The following is a 16,722-nucleotide window of genomic DNA, read 5'->3' as shown; positions in this document are numbered from 1 at the left end:
CGGCTGGTGTCGGGGCCCCTCGGCGTATCCGGCTGGAGGAACACGCTCGAGATGGAAGTTGTCATCATGGCGGCCGTCTGTGCGCTGGCGACGCTGGCGGTCGTGGTGGTTGTGGGGATCGTGGCGTTCACCCACATCGCGACGAAGGTCGTCGGTCGTAGTCGCAGGGAGGATCTGCCGAAGGTGCTGGAGACGGTGGGCAGGACGCAGTCTGGCATGGTCGGCGTGCTGAGCCGCGGTGTGCGCCGCATGCTCCCGACGCCGGGTGCTTCCGCGCGCGCTACGGTTGCGGAACAGGCGCCGCCCCCGGCCGACGGGACGCTCACGGACGGCACCGGCGGCGCGGGGGTGGGCGGCCAGTGAGCAGTACGCAGACCAGCAGGACGCCGGCATACGGGCCCGCAAGGCGTCCCAGGCGCCAGGGCGGCAGAGCGTACGGGCCCGACCGGGACCCGGTGGCCAGGCACATCGGTGAGCCCTGGATCGACCGGGCCCTGCGCAAGGTGCTCAAGCCCCCAGAGGTGCGGTTGCTGTCCGATTGCCTCTGGGGTGCCCCGCCAGACCAGATCGGCCGCCGCATGGGCATCGACGAGACAGACGTCCAAAGGCTGGTGGCGGCCCTGCTGCACCGCATCAAGACCTCCGAATACGGGCCTGCCCTGCTTGAGGAGCTCCGCTCGTCAGGCGGGCCACGGTTCTCCCGACTGCTGTGGGAGGGCCGCAAAGGAGTACCGGTGCACCGATGCGAAAGAGCCGGATGCACTGCCCCGCCGTTCCTCCAGCGCGCCACCGGACGAGCCCGGCACTTCTGCAGCGACGCCTGCAAGCAGGCTGCCTACCGCCAACGCCGCAAAGCCAAGGAAGCGGCCACCCCCACCACACCCAAGCAGCGGCCCACACCCACCCCAAGACCCCAGGGCTACCTGCTGCGCGCCTACGACGACGTCCCCGAGCTGCCGGCGCCGAGACGTGAGCAGGGCTGGTTCTTTCAGTACGTGCAGCGCCGTATGCGCAGTCTGACCGAGCCCGCCACCTTCTATCCCGGCTATCCCGGTCCTCTCGCCAGGCCTCAGGGCACCGGACGCAGGGCGCTGCTGACCTTCATCAGCTCCCGCTCCATTCCCGCCCTCTACAAGGCACTGCCCCGGCCCTCGGCCACCTTCTGGCTCTCCTACTCCGGCCTTATGGTGGACGAGGCGCACAGGTCGTCGTTGCTAGGCCGCTTCGGGCTAGGAAGCCTCTCTGCTCGGCGCGCGGCGCTCTCGGGTAACGCCCACAAGACTGTTTTGAGGCCATCGCCTACGTTGACCAGCCCTCTGGAGGCGCCAGTGCCCGGCCGAGGACCGGTACCGAGGGTCTTCTGCCCGGTGCCAAGTGCCAGGCTTCCCTTGCTTTCCCCTCCCGCCTCCGGCCCGCCCCCACAGCCCCGTTACCCGAGCACCACGCCAATCCGGTCACGATCGCACGTCCCGATGAGACGTCGTCACACACGCAGAAGGAGGTGACAGACCTCCCCCTCCTCCTCCGGTGGCCGCTGACGCTCTCGACTGCGGCAGGGTGGCCTCGGTGGTTGATAGCCGTGGTCGGGGCCCGGCGCGCACCGGTACGCACCGGCGGTTACGGCCACCGGGAGTGCATCCAGTCGACGCGGTGGCAGGGTGTCCCACCGCCCGCCGGGCTTCCCCTGCCATGCGCTCGATGACTGCGCAATGGCCTGCGCAGTGCTGTGGCCTGCTGTGGTGAGGTCCGTGGTCGGGGCCCTGGTGGCCGTGGCCGGGGTCTGTGCAGTGCCTGGTCGGATCCCGACCACGGCTCTGACCATGGTGGTGGTTAGGGGTGTGGGGTGTGCATCCAGTCGACCCGCTGGTCGGGGTCGGTGATGGGACGCCACACGGGCACGGTGGGACCGTACTGAAGCAGGTCGGTCATGGGGGTGGCGAAGATGGGGACCTCGCGCAGGAACGCGGCGAGCTCGTGCCCCCGAGTGGCAGCGCGCAAGGCGCTGATACGGGTCTCGACACCTTCGGGGCCGGTGCCGTCGAGGACGAACAGCAGGCGGGGGAAGAGCGGGTAACGCTGCCGCCAGGTCTCTTGCGCTGGTTCGGGGAAGGGCTGTTGCCGCTGCCGGATCACGGGTGCGGGCGCGTAACTGTGGAGGCGGGCGTAGTTACCGAGTTTGGCGGCGAGGCGTTCGGGTCCCATGGTGGCGCGGTCGACTTCGACGAACGCCCGTAGCATCACCCCACCCCTGACATCGTTGCCGCCGTCCGTGCCATCCGTGCCGTCCGTATGGCTGGCGCCGTCTGTGCTGTCTGTCCGGCCGGTGCGGCGTTGGTAGTAGAGGAGGGCGTCGGGGATGACGGCTTCGCCGCCCCCGAGGGGGTGGTGGACTTCCGGGATCCAGTCCAGCGGCTGGCATAGGTCGCCGCGGCGGCGGGCGTCTTTCAGGAACGCCAGCGCGGTCTCGGTCACGGTCAGTCTGTGTCCGACTTTCAATCGCACCGCCGTTCGGTCCACCGCGCCCCGCGGGGGACGCCGGTCGCGCAGCTCGGGCCACTCGCAGGCGATCTGCGCCCCGTACTGGGTGGGATGCCATACCCGGGTGCGTCCGGCCTGGGGCAGGGTGATGCGGTCGACCAGGCCCTCCCCGCGCAGCTTCATCAGCCGGCGCCGCGTCTGCTCGATCCGTACGCCCGGGGAGATGATCAGGTGCATCTGCTCGGTGGTGGCCATCCGGTACTGGACCAGCACCGCCAGCGTCAGCCGGTCCCGACCACCCGTGTCGACGTCTGCCATCGTCGGCTCCCTCGTACAGCGGCACCCCTCCGTATCGGGCGCCGCATCTTCGCCTACGCCTTCCGGCACACCTACGCCCAGCGTCACGCGGACGCTGGCACTGAGCTGAACACCCTGCGTGACCTCATGGATCACAAATCGGCAGATACCACCATGGGGTACTTCAGAGTATCGATGGAGAAGCGTCGCAAGGCCGTCGAGACGGTGCGCCAGCACGTCGTCGACCGGTACGGCAATCCGGCGCCGACACCGTCTGCGACAGCGTATGAGGCCCGCTCGGTCGCCGTGCCGTTCGGCAACTGCAAGGAGCCTTCTAACGTAAAGGCCGGCGGCGGCAGTTGCCCGATTCGCTTCCAGTGCTCCGGGTGCGCCTTCTACCGTCCCGACCCCTCCTTCCTCCCTGCGGTCGAGGACCACATCCGTGCGCTCAAAGCCGACCGCGAAATGGCCAGGGCCCTGGGGACCGCAGAGTTCGTCGTCCGCAACTTCAGCGACCAGATCGACTCCTTCCAGAACGTCGTCACCAGCCTTCGCCGCCAGATCGAGGTGATGCCGGAGGAAGATCGGCGCCACCTCGAAGAGGCCTCCGCCGTCCTGCGCAAGGTCCGCGCAGCGGCAGCCCCGCCCACCCTGCCAGTCCTGCCCGTCCCCACCGTTCCCGCCCGGAGAAGTACCGATGAGTGAGTCCCGCACCCCGGCTCAGGTCCTACGCGATGCGCGACAGAAGGACTCGCGCGACAAGCGCACCCGCGTCCTGTCCGTTGTCGACCAGCTGGTCGCGGAGAACGAGCCGGTCACCTTCACCGGGGTCGCCCGAGCCGCAAATGTGTCTCACTGGCTCGTCTACGCCGAGGGCGTGCGCGAGCACATCGAGGCCGCGCGGCACCGTCAGGGACACGCCGCAGCCAGTGGCGCCCGCGCCGGCGCCAAGGAGCCAGTCGGCTGGAAGCTGGAGAAGCAGCTGCTCCAGGAGGACAATCGCCGCCTGCGTGAAGAAGTCGGTCGACTCAAGGCTGCGGTGCGTCGCTCTCTCGGCCAGCAGTTCGACCAGTTCGGTGCCGCCAACCTCGGCACCCGCGTTGATGAGCTCACCGCGGAGAACCAGCGCCTGCAGGCTGAGCGCGACGATGCCTTGGCCCGCGTCAAGGAGCTGACCGCGCAGCTCGGCGAGGTCCAGGACGATCTGGCCAGCGCCCGGATCAGTCTGCGCCGCATGATCCGTGCCGAGAACACTCCCTGAGCGCCTGGCCGCGGGGACCGCGGAGGGAACTCGCGCGGCGCCACCTCGCCGGGGGCGGCTCGAGGACGCTCAGGCGAGGGCGAAGGCGATGTAGGTGCCGACGGTGAGCCAGAGAAGGTGATGAGCTGGCGGGGCTTGAGGCAGGTGGACGCGGCGTGCATCCCGACCCCGGCGACAACGACGTACGGCAACGTCTGCTCGATGAGCAGCGCGGGTGGCAGCGCGATCTTCACCGCGATGACGCAGGCCGCGACAGCGCGCCAGAGACGGACATCCCGGTCGGTGAGATTGCCCGCGTGACAGCGGATGAAGCCGGGGACAGTGAACTGAGGCCCCGTCCAGATGCGCCCGCTCTTACGGGCGTTCACCCCGACGGAATATCAAGGCGCTCAACCAGAAGGCGACCCGCGAAGCGGGTTTCTATGCCCTGCGGGCGTTCGCTGCGACGGAATCCGGCATGCACTGCACGTACATCGCCGTCGCCAAGTTGCCTCCGTTTCTATGCCCTACGGGCGTTCGCTCCGACGGAATCTAGCGGTCAGCAGAAGCGAGTGCAGATCGCATCGTTTCCATGCCCTACGGGCGTTCATTCTGGCGGAATACGGGTCCTTCTGCTTGATCGCCGTGGCCGGCCTCGTTTCTAGGCCCTGCGGGCGTTCATTCCCGAGGAATGCGAGGACAATCGTTGGGAGATGCACCGCCTCAAGGGTTTCTATGCCCTGCGGGCGTTCACTCCGACGGAATAGAGACGATTCTGATGGAGTGGGACAGCTTCCGGAGGTTTCTATGCCCTGCGGGCGTTCACTCCGACGGAATCAAGCCTGAGCTGAACCTTCCCACCGGCGAGTGTTCCGTTTCTATGCCCTGCGGGCGTTCGTTCCGACGGAATGTCCTGGGTCAACCCGTGGGTCGACGCCCTGAACGCGTTTCTATGCCCTGCGGGCGTTCGTTCCGACGGAATCGTAAGGGAACTCGTTCGAGTCATCCGAAAGGGAATGGGTTTCTATGCCCTGCGGGCGTTCGTTCCGACGGGATGCTTCCCGTCCGACGGTGGCCGTGACCTGGGGAGATTGTGCCCGATGCGCGAGGGTGCGCGCCAGCGGCTCGTCAGAGGGGTGACCTGCATCACAGCTCACTGGAGTGGTGTGCTGACCTGCAGCAACGCGTCGCGCGAGAACCGGCCTTGAGAGCCCTCTGAGCGGGGGCGGTAACGCCCCTGGGCGGCGGGGTGTGGGCATGTGCGTCACACGATCCACACGCTGCAGTGGATCGCCGGAGACTCGTCACTCACGGGTGTGCCGGAGGGCGATTCACGTCACTCAGCGTCGTCCGTGCGCCTGCTGTGAGGCAAGCCGTCACATGGCGCGTGTGGAGAAGGGGTACGGCATTGTTGGTGATCCGCTGGAGGGGGGCGAACATGGTCACCCCGTGGGAGTCGGGCGCTGACCTCGGGATCTTGAGGTCGTGCAGCCGCGTTGATCTTGCCGGGTGGTGACTGCGGAGGTTTCATCCGTTTGAAGGGATCGTGGAGTTCGGCTTGCGCTGACGCTGTGTCATGACGTTAATGGTCTTCGCGTGTCACGTGAGTACCCCGTGACACGCCTGTCCAGACCGGCGGCTGTTGGGGGAGCAGCATGCACGTGACCGCTGACGAGTTCGTCAATCCGTACACGTTCGTGCAGGTCCCCAAGGAGCGGCCCGTCGGCTGGCGTGCGGCTCCGGCGGGGCACGACCGGCTGGGGCTGGGGCGGTTGGGCGGGGTGCTCACGGTGGAGTTCACGGCGCGCGGCCCGTTGCTGCTGCGGAACGTGTACGGCGACGAGCAGGAGGGCGTCTTCCCCACGCGCCGCGTGCCGGGTTTCGGGGAGCCGGTTCCGTATTTGCCGGGGTCCGCGCTGGCCGGAGCGGTCCGCTCGCTGCACGAGACGATGGCGGGCGGCTGTCTCAGGGTCTTCGACGGGGACTTCCGGCCCGGTTACCGCGATCAGGTCAAGCAGCAGGACCCGAGGATGCGCCTGGCGTTCGTCGAGAAGGTCGACGAACGCGGCGCGCCGGCGGTCGTGCGGCTGTGCGACGAAGCTGTATGGATCGAATCGGTCGCCCTGCACAAGGTGTTGGGCGGGCCCGCAGGCCTGTACTCGGGCGCGCGGGTCACGGTGATCGGCAAGCCCGAGGCCGAGATGAAGCGTCGGCTGATCAAAGAGCCTGCGGATGTGAAGGCGGGGGACGAGTCCGTCCTGCTCGTGACCGATGCCCGCACGCGGCGCGAGGTCCGCAAGAACTCCGACGGGCAGGGCCCCCGCAAGCTGAGGGGCCGCTACTACTGCGCCTCCGGCAAGCTGCAGCCCGACTCGCTGAAGGTGGAGCTGTCCGACAAGGTCTGGCAGAGCTACCTGGACGCGGTCGACGGGACCAACGACATGAGGGAGTTCCGCAGGAAGCCGACCACCGCGAAGGGCCGGGAAGCTCAGTTGCCGGTGCTGCACCCCAACGATCGGGGTGAGCGGCTGCTGGGTTACCGCGATCCGGCCCGACGGGAGCTCTACGAGGGACAGGTCGTGTGGGTGGACGCGGAGCGGTCTGGCGACACGGTCGTGCTGAAGAAGATCGCGCTGTCCGCGATCTGGCGGCACGCCGGCGGTACGGCGAAGGCCCGCGACCGTGTCCCTCCCGAGGCGCTGGCCTGCAGTGACCCGCAGCGACTGTGCCCGAGCTGCCGTCTGTTCGGGTCGGTGGACGCCGAGGGCGAGGACGGTCGCGGTGGAGCACGGCAGCGTGCCTACCGGGGCCATGTACGGTTCGGTGACGCGGTGCCCAGCGGCTCCGTACCGGCGCTGGCGGAGCACTGGCTGCCGCCGATGGGATCACCGAAGCCGGGTGCCGGGCAGTTCTACCTGAAGCGGAACGACGGCCTGGAGAACAAGACCGTCACCGAGCAGCAGGGAGACCCGCTGAGGGAGTGGGGCTGTCCCGATCCCAGGGCCGACGGGGCGGGCACGCGTCAGTTGCGCGGCCGTAAGCACTACTGGCTGACATCGGTGTCAGGTGAGCGGCCGTATTTCCGTGCCCGCTCGGGAAACCCGGAGGTCTTCCACGATCTGTACGGGCCGGACAACCAGATGCTTTCCAAGGGCCAGGCCGTCGCCGCGGGTTCGCGCTTCACCGCGCGCGTCTTCTTCGAGAACCTCGACGAGGCGGAACTCGGCGGGCTGCTGTGCGCGCTGAATCCGGGGTTGCTCCTGCACCCCTTCGACGACGAGCAGGGCGAGCGACCCGAGTACGGCCTCGCCGTCGGCGGCGGCCGGCCACTGGGCTTCGGTTCCTGCACCACCGAGATCACCCGTGTCGAGCTGGACACCGCGGCCGGCCGCTACCTCGGCGCGGACGCTCCCGTACCGGATCCGCGGTCCGCGGTGGCCGCCTTCCGCAAGGCGGCGGACAAGGCTCTGCGCGATGTCTGGAAGCGTGAGCTGACCAAGGTCCTGCGCCTGGACTGGTCGCCGGCCGACCGGGTCTGGTATCCGCCGGCGGGCAGGATCCCGCCCACCGGCCGCCCCTTCAAACCAGAGGTGCTCATGCCGAGTTTCACCTTCTGGAAGGAGACGTCGGGCGGCCGGGCCAAGGACGCGAACTTCCCGTACCGGCAGTTGCCGGCGGCGGCGCACCAGGAGCCGGGTATGGAGGTCATCGTGCAGAAGGAGAAGGATGGTGACCGGGGGTGACCGCGCAGCCGTACGTGTTCGTGGACTTCGGCGCGGTCCGTATCCAGTCCTACCTCTCCCGCACTCCCGAGTTGCGCGGGCGCCGTGCCGCCAGTGACGCCCTCGCCCGGGCCACCTCACCGGAGGCGGTCGGCAGGCGGATCGGAACGCTGGCGAAGATCAACGAGGATGCCGGTGACGCCGACGGGGTGGTGAGTCTCGTTTTCGCCCCGGCGGAGGGCGAGGACCCTGAGGTCCGGGTCCGTCAGCTGCAGGACCGTGTCTTCGCGCACCTGCGCAAGGCCCTGCCCGGGGCGGAGTTCCAGTCGGCGTGGGGGACCGGCGCGTCCTATCTCAGTGCTTACGCTCGGGAGATCAAGCCGCGGTTCGATGCCGGTGAGGTCCGCTACGACCTGCCGCCCACCGCGGAGTTCCCGCTGGCGCGGCCCTGCGAACTGTGCCACACCGACCCGGCCATCGGTGAGGAGCCGATCACCGGTGAGACGAAGCTCCTGTGCCCGGACTGCTCGATGCGGAACGTGGCCCGCCGGTCGTCGGCCGCCGACGACCGCAGTCCGGAGGGCCAGCTGAGGAGCTCCCTCCCGGTCACCCATACCGCCCCGGAGGACTTCACCGCCCTGGCCAGGCTGAGCGGCCCGGCCAAGGGCGGCAACCACCTGGCCACCGTCTTCATCGACGGCAACGCCCTGGGTCAGTTCTTCACGGCGCTGGCCTCAGACAGCTCCGTCTCGGCGCGGGCCAAGGCCCGCGTTTCCCGGGCCGTCTCCGACGCCACCCGGGAAGCGTTGACCACCGCCACGCTGCTGCTGCCGCTGACCGACCGGCTGGACCAGGTGTGCGTCGTACCGCACGTCGTCGGCGGGGACGACGTGCTGGTGAGTGTCCCCGCGGACCAGGCCTGGCACTTCGTCCTCGGCTTCCTCGACGAGTTCGGCGCACTCGTCCGCAACGGTGTCGCCGAGGTGCTCGGCGACGAGAGGCCGGTGCCCACGATCACCGCCTCCGCCGGTGTCGTGTTCGCCCACGCGAGCCACCCCTTCAACCTCGTCGTGGAGTCCGCAGGCCGGCGTCTGAAGGAGGCCAAGAACGCGGTGCGGGGCCAGGCCGCCTCCGTGCAGTGGCTCGACATCACCGCCGACGGCACCGAAGCGCCCCGGCACCAGCCGCTGCTCCTCTCCGACCTGCGCCGCAACGGCAAGCCGACCGAGGCCGCGGCGGCTCTCTCGCGACTCGCCGGCGTACCCGCCAGCCATCGGTCCACGCTCGCGGAAGCCATGCGTCAGGGCGACTGGGTCACAGCGGCGACCATCGCCCAGCGCGTGGGGCGGCACATGGACGCCGTCAGACCCTTCCTGCCTCCCCTCGACAGACCCGCCGGCAGCCCCGACGGCACTCCCGGCGACGGACCGCCGACCGGCATCGGCCTGGGTACGGCACTGGGCCTCGCGAGGTGGTGGCCATGCGCGTGACGATGACCTTCCACGGCCCGTTCCGTGTCTCGACCGGTCAAGGGCGCCCGGGAATCGACGCGACGGTCGACCCGGAGAACCTGCTGCCCGCCTCCACCCTCAAGGGCGTCATGCGCCGTTCCGCCGAGCGCCTGGTGCCTGACCTGCCCGACCTCGTGAGGACGGTCTTCGGCAGCCCCAGGCAGCCCACGGCCTGGTCGTGGGAGTCCGCCGTCTTCGCCGAGGAGCCGACCATCGCCGTACGTGCCCGTGTGCGCATCGACGAGAAGACCGGAGCAGCCACCCGCCACCACCTCATGTACGGCGAGGAGGTGTGGGCTCGCACCGCCGAGTTCTCCGTCACCCGCCACGGCCTGCTCCCCGAGAGCCCGGGGCCCGGGATGTCCGAGGACGACCACCTGACCGTGCTCGCCTGCGCCGCGGCCGGGATCCACTCCGTCGGTGCCGACCGGCGCCGCGGCCTGGGCTGGGTGCAGTGCGCCACCGCCGACCCCGACCTCGACGAGGCCCTGGTCGCCCGCTTCACCGCGCTCACCGAGCAGTGGAGGAAGCACCGTGCTTGACGTCCGCCTGACCGCACACCAGCCCCTGGCCCTCGGCGTCCGCCCGACGGGCACGGCGCCGACGGAGACACAGCTGCACGTGCCCGGATCCGCCCTGCGCGGTGCGCTCGCCGCGGCCTGGATCCGCGACCACGGGCTGCCGACGAAGGTCTCACCCGAGCTGAGGGAGGAGTTCATCGCCCTGTTCGAGAGCGACACCCTCTTCGGGTCGCTCTTCGCCGACGGGTCGGCGATCGTGCCGCTGTCCGTGCTGCGCTGCAAGTACCAGGGATGCGAAGGCGTCCACGTCGACGCGGCGTTCCCCGGCGACGAGATGCCGGCGGCCTGCGATGCCTGTGGCGGTCCGCTTGCCGCGGGACGTGGTGAGGTCGAGTTCTTCGGCGCGTCCGGCCGCCGGCTGGTCGTGCAGAGTACGCACCTGCAGATCGACGACGGAACCCAAGTGGCGGCGGACGGCCAGCTGTTCACCCGCCGCGCCCTGTCGCACCGGGACGCCGCCGGCGTCCCACGCCGGTTCCACGGGAGCATCACGCCGGGGCCAGACCTCCCGCCCGGCGCGGCAGCCTGGCTTCAGCAGCGGCGCGGCCTGCGGCTGGGCGGACGCCGCGGCACCCACGGCGGCGTCACCTACTCGGCCCGTACGGTGGCGCCGCAGCCCCTGGACACCGGCACCTCCGTCGCGCTGCGGCTGCTCGGCCCGGCGGTGCTCGCCGACGCGAGCGGCCTCCCGCTCGATCCGGCCGACCGGGAAGCGCTGCGGCACGCACTCGACGAGGAACTGTCCGAGGTGCTGGGCACCCGGATCGCCGCGGTGCAGCGCGTGTGGACCCGGCGCGAGCGGGTGGGTGGCTGGCACGCCGCCTCCAACCTGCCCAAACCCGTCGAACTCGCGGTCGGCCCCGGCACGGTCCTCCTCCTGGCCTTCGACCGGCCGCCCGCCCCGGAACGGCTCCGCGCACTCACTCGGCGGGGCATCGGGCTGCGCCGCAACGAGGGTTTCGGCGCTCTCACGGCGGACACGCGCGCCTGGTCGCCGCCCAGCGTACCCGTCGCGACGGCGGCTCCCGAGGCGTCGGCGGACCCGGCCGTGGCCTACGCAGAACTGCTGGAGCGGACCGGACACAGTGCGTGGTTCTGCGACCAGCTCCGCCCGTTCCTCGAGGAACTCGACGCGACCGGTGCCCGCGCGGGCACCGACATCCTCAGCCGCCCGCGGCTGCGGAACCTGACACAGGACCAGAAGGACGACATCGAGCGCATGCTGATCTCCGCCCCCGTCGACGTCCTGGACCGAACCCTGCGGCGGCTGGACGCGCTGCGCCGGCTCGGGGAGGCGAGCCGACGGTCATGAGCGTCATCCACCTGCTGCGCGCCGAACTCGAACTCACCACACCCGGCGGTGTGACTGCCCCGGAGAGCCTCACCATCGGCTCCGTCCTGCGCCCCGACCTGCCCATCGCCACCGACGGCTGGGGCAACCCGTACGTGCCGGGAACCTCACTCGCCGGCTCCTTGCGCGACCACACTCCCGAGGACGAGCGCGAGACGCTCTTCGGGACCGTGGAGCAGGCGGAGGACGGCGCTGCCACCAAGGTCGTCGCCTCCACCGTCCGTGTCCTCGGCACCCGCCTGGAGCTGCCCGTCGTGGAGCGCACCGTCCGGCGGCGCACCGCCGTCGACCGGCACAGGGCCGCCGCCCAGGAGAACACCCTGCACAGCCGCGAACTCCTGCCCGCAGGGACGAAGCTGCTGGTGTGGCTGCGCATCGACACCGACATGGTCCGGTCCGCCGTGGTCGACACGTTCATCGACCGCCTGACCACGTGGCGCCCCTACATCGGAGGCGGCCGCACCACCGGATACGGCCACGCCCGGTTGCTGCGGGTCCTGCACCGCGGCATCGACCTCGGCACCGCCGAAGGGGTGAGCGCCTGGTTGCTGAGCGGTGGCCCGGATCTGGTCGACGACCGTGCCACCGTCGTGTACGACCACGCCGAGCGCGGCGGCGCGACGCCAGCCCCACCTCTGTTCGACCATCCCTTGCGCTTCCGCGTCGCCGACGCCCTGCACATCGGGTCCGGGGAACGCCTGGAGCGTACGAACCGGACCGGCGTTGCCACCGTGCTCCGCGGCACCGACGGGCTCCCGCTCGTCCCTGGCACCATGTGGAAGGGCGTTCTGCGCGCCCGCTGCGAGTTCGTCCTCCGGTCCGTTGGCGCCGACGTCTGCGTCTCGGTCGGCGGAGCCGGCCTCTGCGGCGACTGCGACATCTGCGTCGCCTTCGGCTGGACCGAGAAGTCCGGCGCTCACGACGACACCCCCGACGAGGAACGCCGAAGGAGCATCGGCGCGCGCGGCCGGCTGCTCTTCACCGACACGCCTCTCCACGGCGGCCGGATCCGCACTCGCAACCACGTCGCCCTCGACCGCGTCTTCGGCGGCGCACGCGACGAAGCCCTGTTCACCGAGGAGACCGTCGAGGACGGCGACCTCACCCTCACCATCCGTACCGACGGCGAGATCCCGGAGACCGCGCGGGCCGCCCTCCTCTTGGCCCTGTGCGACCTGGCCGACGGACGACTGGGCGTCGGCGGCGGCACCACCCGCGGCTACGGCACCCTCGCGCCCCACCCCGACACCGCCGCCTTCCTCGACGGACAGCGCGGCCGGGCCGTGGCAGCCCTGCGCGCCCACCTCGACGCGACGACCACCGAGGAGGTCCCGGCGTGAGCACCGAACCCCGGCACACCGCCGTGCCGCTCGTGGTCCGCCTCGAGCGCCACGGCCGCATGCCCTGGCCCCGGGCCCGGGCCCTGCTGGTCGGCACCACGTGCGCATGGGCCGACCTGGACGGCTTCCACATCCTTCCGGCCACCGGGCTACCGGACGACCGACCACCGTTGGCCACCCACCTGTGGGCCTGGGCCGAGGACCGCTGCCTGCGCCTGCGTTTCGACGGCGCCCAGGCGCTGGTCGCCGCACTCCACACGCAGGGCGCGCCCCAGGAGACGGACGAGTCCGCTGTGCGGGTGCACGTACGTCCCGGAGTTCCGTGGCCGAGCGGTCACGACCGTGTCGGGCCTCTCCCGGCCGCCGCCGAGACCCTCACCTTCGAACTGCTCGAACTGGTCGGTCCCGCACCGGCGACGTTCGTCCGCGCCATGACCTGACGCACGGACCCGAAAGGCGACACACCTTGATGCATCCCTGGTACGTGCAGCTGGTCAGGCTCGTGAGGAGCCGCGAGGGGCTCGGCGCGATCCTGATCTTCGCGGGATCGGCCGCGGCCTTCGGCGTCGTACCCAACATCGTCGAGAAGATGATGGAGTCGGGCTGGGGCCACGTCGTCGTCTTCCTGCTCTTCTTCGTCGCTATGACTGCCGTTGTCACCGTCGGCTGGATCCTCCGGCGTGAGCGCGGAGTCGGCATCGTCATCGGGCTGTTCCCTCAGCAGAACCTCCAGGACACCCGTCTTAGGACGATGGCCGCGGCATCGAACAAGAACCACAGCAGCACCCTGGTCATCGAACCGAAGGTGCTGAGGCCCGACGGCGAGGCCCTCCCCGCAGCGGCCCGCATCGACCTGGTGGCCAACCTCATCGACGCCCGCGCCGAGGAGTACCGGGCGAACAGCGGCGACGGTGCGGTGATCCTCTACCCCCTCGCCCCCATCGGTGACGGCTTCCTCCTCGGCCGACGCCTCGCCGCGGACGCCCACCAGTCGCTGTCCGTCATGCACTACTCGCGCGCGGACGAGGAGACGGTCGTCGAGGGCGTCACTCTCAGCAACCGTCTCAGGAACTCCCTCTACCCCGCGCAACGAGCCGCGATCACGCCCTATCTCACCGAACCCCCCGGCAGCGCGCCGCGGATCGTCGAACACCCCGGCTGTCCCCCGGAGCACCGGCACCGTCTGGCCCTCATCGTCCGCGTGGCCGACGCGCCGAGCATGCTGGACGACGCCAAAAGCGTCGCCGCGACGGGCCGAGTACGCCGGCCCACGAACGACACCCATACCGGCTACGTCTTCGACCCCGAAGACATCGAAGCCTGTGGGCCGCCCTGCGGAGCCCACGTCGTCCTCGACACGGTCCGGGGAGACCTCCCCGACACCCCCGAGGTCTTCCAGGCGATGGCCACCCACATCTACGAGACCTGGCTCAACGCCTGCGCCGCGTGGAAGACCCGGTCCGGAGCGGACCATGTCGAGGGACAGTTGTTCATGAACCCGCCGCTGCCGATCGCCATGGCAGTCGGCTGGCTCATGCGGCACGCCGACGTCAGCGTCGTGCACCACCTCCCCCGACTCCTCAACAAGCCACCGATAGGGGTCCGTTCGTGAGCGGCGACGACAACACCCTGTCCGGTGTGCACGTCGCCCAGCACCCCCAGGAGCCCTGATGCCCCAGCGCTGGCACCTCCTCCTGCGCCCAGACCAGGCGACGCGCCGCAAGCACGTACTCCCGGCCCACCTGCACGGACTGGCCTGCCAACTCCTCGAAGGCGCCGGCGCCGACCACCACGGACAGGTCAAGCCCTTCTCCGTCACCCCGCTCGTCGAAGCACCCGACGCACCCGGGTGCGCGGCGTTCACCCTCGGCTGGCTCGACGACCGCACCATGCCGCCGCTGGAGAAACTCGTCGGAGAACAGGTCCGCCTCGGCTCCCAGCACTTCACCGTCGAGGACGTCCGAGGCGAAGGAGCCCCCTACGCGGCGTTGCTCTCGCTCCCCACCTCCCACCGGGCGGCGGTGGACTTCCTGTCCGTCACCTACTTCTCCCGCAGCGGCCGCTGGATCCCCCTCCCCGACCCCGAACTCGTCTACCGAAGCCTCGCCCGCCGCTGGAACGCCTTCGCCACCGGCCACCCGGTGTCCGACGAGACACTCACCGACCTCCTCGCGTCCGTCGCCCTCAGCGCCCACGACATCGCCAGCGCCGCCGTGGAACTCGGTCAGGGCCACCGCATCGGCTTCCGCGGCCACGCGACCTTCACGCTCCCCCGCCGCCCGAACACCCCCGCCGCCTCGAGCGTCTTCACCGCCCTCTCCCACTTCGCCGAACTCGCGGGAGTCGGCGCCCAGACCACCCACGGCCTCGGCTGGACCCGCGTGGACGTCTCGTCCCCCGAACGCTCGGCGCACCGATGACCGACCTGCGCCCCGTCTGCACCGTTACGCCGCCGCGGTCACCCCCTGCCTCGCCCCCGATCCACTCGTGCTCGTGTGACCATGCCCGCGCCCAGAAGCCCCTCAAAGCCGGTTCCCGCGCGTCTCGTTTCCGCAGGTCAGCGCGCCGCCACAGTTGACTGTGACGCAGGTCACCACCCTGACGGATCGCTGGCGCGCACCCTCGCGCATCGGGCACAATCTCTCCAGGTCACGGCCACCGCCGGACGGGAAGCATTCCGTCGGAACGAACGCCCGCAGGGCATAGAAACCCGAACTCCTCGATGCACCAAGTGTGCAGCTTCTCGAAATTCCGTCGGAACGAACGCCCGCAGGGCATAGAAGCTGCCCAGGAAGGTGACCCACGCCCAAGTCGCGAGGGTGGCGGATTCTGTCGGAGTGAACGCCCGTAGGGCATAAAAACTTCGGCGCCGACGACTTCTTGCCGCTCTTGCCCTTGTATTCCGCCGGAGCGAACGCCCGCAGGGCATAGAAACGTGGCGAACGGGAGCAGCCCGCTGTACTGGTTCACATTCCGCCGGAGCGAACGCCCGTAGGGCATATTGATCCGAAACGGTTTGGGTTCTGGGTCGTTGAGTGGGGCGCGGCCCTCGTCGCCTCCCATGCCCCCAAGATCGCGTCGAGGCGGTCCGCGTCCAGCCTCGCGGACAGGCGCCGCAGTGTCGATTCGTCCACCGAGCCCCGCACCAGGCCCAGCTGCTTCACAGCCACGGCTCCGACTCCCGGGCCCACTCCCCGATCGCCGTGAAACTCCGTGCTCCGGCCATCACCGCGCACACCGCAACCGCGATCAACGCACCCACAGGGTGACGGATCCCGCGCCGCCGGCGCGGATCGGGTACCCGACGGAGCAGGTCGACAAGGAGTAAACGATCCGGGACGGGCGTGCGAGCAGGTGCACAGATGCGAGATGATGGCATGGCGAGGGCGTTGTACCTCACACACCCCCAAAACCCCACGTCACAGAGCTACCAGACGACTTTGCCGGAGCCCTGGTGGTACGCCGCGTCGATGAGCACCACCGTGTCGCCGCCGCAGATCGCGGTGTCGAACAGGTCGCCGTGCGCCGGCGACAGCACCCGCAGGCCCGGCGCGGCGAGTAGGGGCTCGGACGCCGACAGCATCGGCCCGACGTACACGTGAGTCACTGCTGCCTCCTTCACGGTGAAGTGCGAGAGGCGCCCCTCCCCGGGGCCCGCGGGACCCACGAGATGGGAGGGGCGCCCAGGTTAAGGACGCGGACAGGCAGGGGAGGACATACTCCTCGTCCTCCACGTCGACGGCGACCACCACGGTCTGGGTGATCTCCTCCGTCCCCTCTACGGACGCCGAGATGCTGGCGGCGGCGATACCGGACTTGAACTGCCCCACGGTCTTCTCCTCGTACCGATCGACGACGGTGCAGACCGTCTGCCCGCATCCGGTGGTGCTCCGGGCCCCTGGGGCTTCGCGCCCGCCTGCCCGAGGTCGTTCACCTCGTCCTCGATCAGTTCGGGTGCCTCGTCCATGGTCCCCATCATGCCGACCCTCCCGCGTCCGGCGGCGAGGAACGTGCCTGATATGCCTGCACAGGCTATGGGCCTGTGACCAGCAGTTGCACTTGACAGATGCAGATAATTCCCTCGGCACGCCTCCGCTTCGGCCTCTTAGAGGTCGTTTTTTCCCGTTGTTTCATCCCGGAATCTGTGGTTGATGGTGCTTTGCGGGGTCGCGCCAGGAGATGGTGCTCTCGCCGGTGAGGCG

14 protein-coding genes and 1 CRISPR repeat array are annotated in these 16,722 nt (G+C 69.9%); of the genes, 11 read left to right on the top strand and 3 right to left on the bottom strand.

Translation table 11 applies throughout. The features are described 5' to 3' along the window. Window positions 1–51 precede the first annotated feature (51 nt). Window positions 52–363: a hypothetical protein gene (locus KUM38_RS16045; protein ID WP_217130056.1), complete on the top strand. Its 312-nt coding sequence runs from the start codon at window positions 52–54 to the stop codon at window positions 361–363. Between the two features lie 1,467 nt (window positions 364–1,830). Here KUM38_RS16045 and KUM38_RS16040 read toward each other — a convergent pair. Next, window positions 1,831–2,796: a replication-relaxation family protein gene (locus KUM38_RS16040; RefSeq protein WP_217130055.1), complete on the bottom strand. Its 966-nt coding sequence runs from the start codon at window positions 2,794–2,796 to the stop codon at window positions 1,831–1,833. Between the two features lie 126 nt (window positions 2,797–2,922). Here KUM38_RS16040 and KUM38_RS16035 point away from each other — a divergent pair, with 126 nt between their 5' ends. From KUM38_RS16035 to cas6, 10 genes are all read left to right on the top strand, one after another. Then, window positions 2,923–3,480, top strand: a complete 558-nt coding sequence (locus KUM38_RS16035) for a hypothetical protein (RefSeq protein ID WP_217130054.1) — start codon at window positions 2,923–2,925, stop codon at window positions 3,478–3,480. Next, window positions 3,473–4,036: a DUF6262 family protein gene (locus KUM38_RS16030; RefSeq protein WP_217130053.1), complete on the top strand. Its 564-nt coding sequence runs from the start codon at window positions 3,473–3,475 to the stop codon at window positions 4,034–4,036. Before KUM38_RS16035 ends, KUM38_RS16030 begins: the two co-directional genes overlap by 8 nt. 416 nt (window positions 4,037–4,452) lie before the next feature. After that, window positions 4,453–5,068: a CRISPR direct-repeat array (repeat unit 23 nt; unit sequence GTTTCTATGCCCTGCGGGCGTTC). Window positions 5,069–5,670: 602 nt separating this feature from the next. Continuing rightward, complete coding sequence (locus tag KUM38_RS16025; protein ID WP_217130052.1) at window positions 5,671–7,758, top strand: TIGR03986 family CRISPR-associated RAMP protein; 2,088 nt, start codon at window positions 5,671–5,673, stop codon at window positions 7,756–7,758. Continuing rightward, window positions 7,755–9,227, top strand: coding sequence for a hypothetical protein (locus KUM38_RS16020; protein WP_217130051.1), 1,473 nt, complete (start codon window positions 7,755–7,757; stop codon window positions 9,225–9,227). Before KUM38_RS16025 ends, KUM38_RS16020 begins: the two co-directional genes overlap by 4 nt. Beyond that, window positions 9,218–9,790, top strand: coding sequence for an RAMP superfamily CRISPR-associated protein (locus KUM38_RS16015; protein ID WP_217130050.1), 573 nt, complete (start codon window positions 9,218–9,220; stop codon window positions 9,788–9,790). Before KUM38_RS16020 ends, KUM38_RS16015 begins: the two co-directional genes overlap by 10 nt. Beyond that, window positions 9,783–11,141 (top strand): type III-B CRISPR module-associated Cmr3 family protein, encoded by a 1,359-nt coding sequence (locus tag KUM38_RS16010; protein ID WP_217130049.1) that lies wholly within the window; start codon window positions 9,783–9,785, stop codon window positions 11,139–11,141. Before KUM38_RS16015 ends, KUM38_RS16010 begins: the two co-directional genes overlap by 8 nt. Then, on the top strand, window positions 11,138–12,520 hold the full coding sequence (locus tag KUM38_RS16005; RefSeq protein ID WP_217130048.1) for an RAMP superfamily CRISPR-associated protein: 1,383 nt from the start codon (window positions 11,138–11,140) through the stop codon (window positions 12,518–12,520). Before KUM38_RS16010 ends, KUM38_RS16005 begins: the two co-directional genes overlap by 4 nt. After that, window positions 12,517–12,960, top strand: a complete 444-nt coding sequence (locus KUM38_RS16000; RefSeq protein ID WP_217130047.1) for a hypothetical protein — start codon at window positions 12,517–12,519, stop codon at window positions 12,958–12,960. Before KUM38_RS16005 ends, KUM38_RS16000 begins: the two co-directional genes overlap by 4 nt. Before the next feature lie 29 nt (window positions 12,961–12,989). After that, window positions 12,990–14,132 (top strand): hypothetical protein, encoded by a 1,143-nt coding sequence (locus KUM38_RS15995; RefSeq protein ID WP_217130046.1) that lies wholly within the window; start codon window positions 12,990–12,992, stop codon window positions 14,130–14,132. A gap of 58 nt (window positions 14,133–14,190) precedes the next feature. Further along, complete coding sequence (cas6, locus tag KUM38_RS15990; protein WP_217130045.1) at window positions 14,191–14,940, top strand: CRISPR system precrRNA processing endoribonuclease RAMP protein Cas6; 750 nt, start codon at window positions 14,191–14,193, stop codon at window positions 14,938–14,940. A gap of 740 nt (window positions 14,941–15,680) precedes the next feature. Here cas6 and KUM38_RS41850 read toward each other — a convergent pair. Both KUM38_RS41850 and KUM38_RS15980 read right to left on the bottom strand, forming a co-directional pair. Then, window positions 15,681–15,899, bottom strand: a complete 219-nt coding sequence (locus KUM38_RS41850) for a transposase family protein (protein ID WP_254397260.1) — start codon at window positions 15,897–15,899, stop codon at window positions 15,681–15,683. 48 nt (window positions 15,900–15,947) lie between these two features. Then, on the bottom strand, window positions 15,948–16,127 hold the full coding sequence (locus tag KUM38_RS15980) for a hypothetical protein (protein WP_217130044.1): 180 nt from the start codon (window positions 16,125–16,127) through the stop codon (window positions 15,948–15,950). Between the last annotated feature and the right edge of the window lie 595 nt (window positions 16,128–16,722).

This window comes from Streptomyces sp. AC558_RSS880 (assembly GCF_019049255.1).
Classification (GTDB): Bacteria; Actinomycetota; Actinomycetes; order Streptomycetales; family Streptomycetaceae; genus Streptomyces.
Note: the sequence above shows the minus strand (reverse complement) of the source record. Positions and strands in the feature narration are given on the sequence as shown.

Bases quoted from the DNA above. Each gene is read 5' to 3' on its own strand.
- KUM38_RS16025 (WP_217130052.1), top strand. From the start codon at position 5,671: ATGCACGTGACCGCTGACGAGTTCGTCAATCCGTACACGTTCGTGCAG.
- cas6 (WP_217130045.1), top strand. From the start codon at position 14,191: ATGCCCCAGCGCTGGCACCTCCTCCTGCGCCCAGACCAGGCGACGCGC.
- KUM38_RS16040 (WP_217130055.1), bottom strand. From the start codon at position 2,796: ATGGCAGACGTCGACACGGGTGGTCGGGACCGGCTGACGCTGGCGGTG.
- KUM38_RS16030 (WP_217130053.1), top strand. From the start codon at position 3,473: ATGAGTGAGTCCCGCACCCCGGCTCAGGTCCTACGCGATGCGCGACAG.
- KUM38_RS15995 (WP_217130046.1), top strand. From the start codon at position 12,990: ATGCATCCCTGGTACGTGCAGCTGGTCAGGCTCGTGAGGAGCCGCGAG.
- KUM38_RS16015 (WP_217130050.1), top strand. From the start codon at position 9,218: ATGCGCGTGACGATGACCTTCCACGGCCCGTTCCGTGTCTCGACCGGT.
- KUM38_RS16045 (WP_217130056.1), top strand. From the start codon at position 52: ATGGAAGTTGTCATCATGGCGGCCGTCTGTGCGCTGGCGACGCTGGCG.
- KUM38_RS16035 (WP_217130054.1), top strand. From the start codon at position 2,923: ATGGATCACAAATCGGCAGATACCACCATGGGGTACTTCAGAGTATCG.
- KUM38_RS41850 (WP_254397260.1), bottom strand. From the start codon at position 15,899: ATGCCATCATCTCGCATCTGTGCACCTGCTCGCACGCCCGTCCCGGAT.
- KUM38_RS16005 (WP_217130048.1), top strand. From the start codon at position 11,138: ATGAGCGTCATCCACCTGCTGCGCGCCGAACTCGAACTCACCACACCC.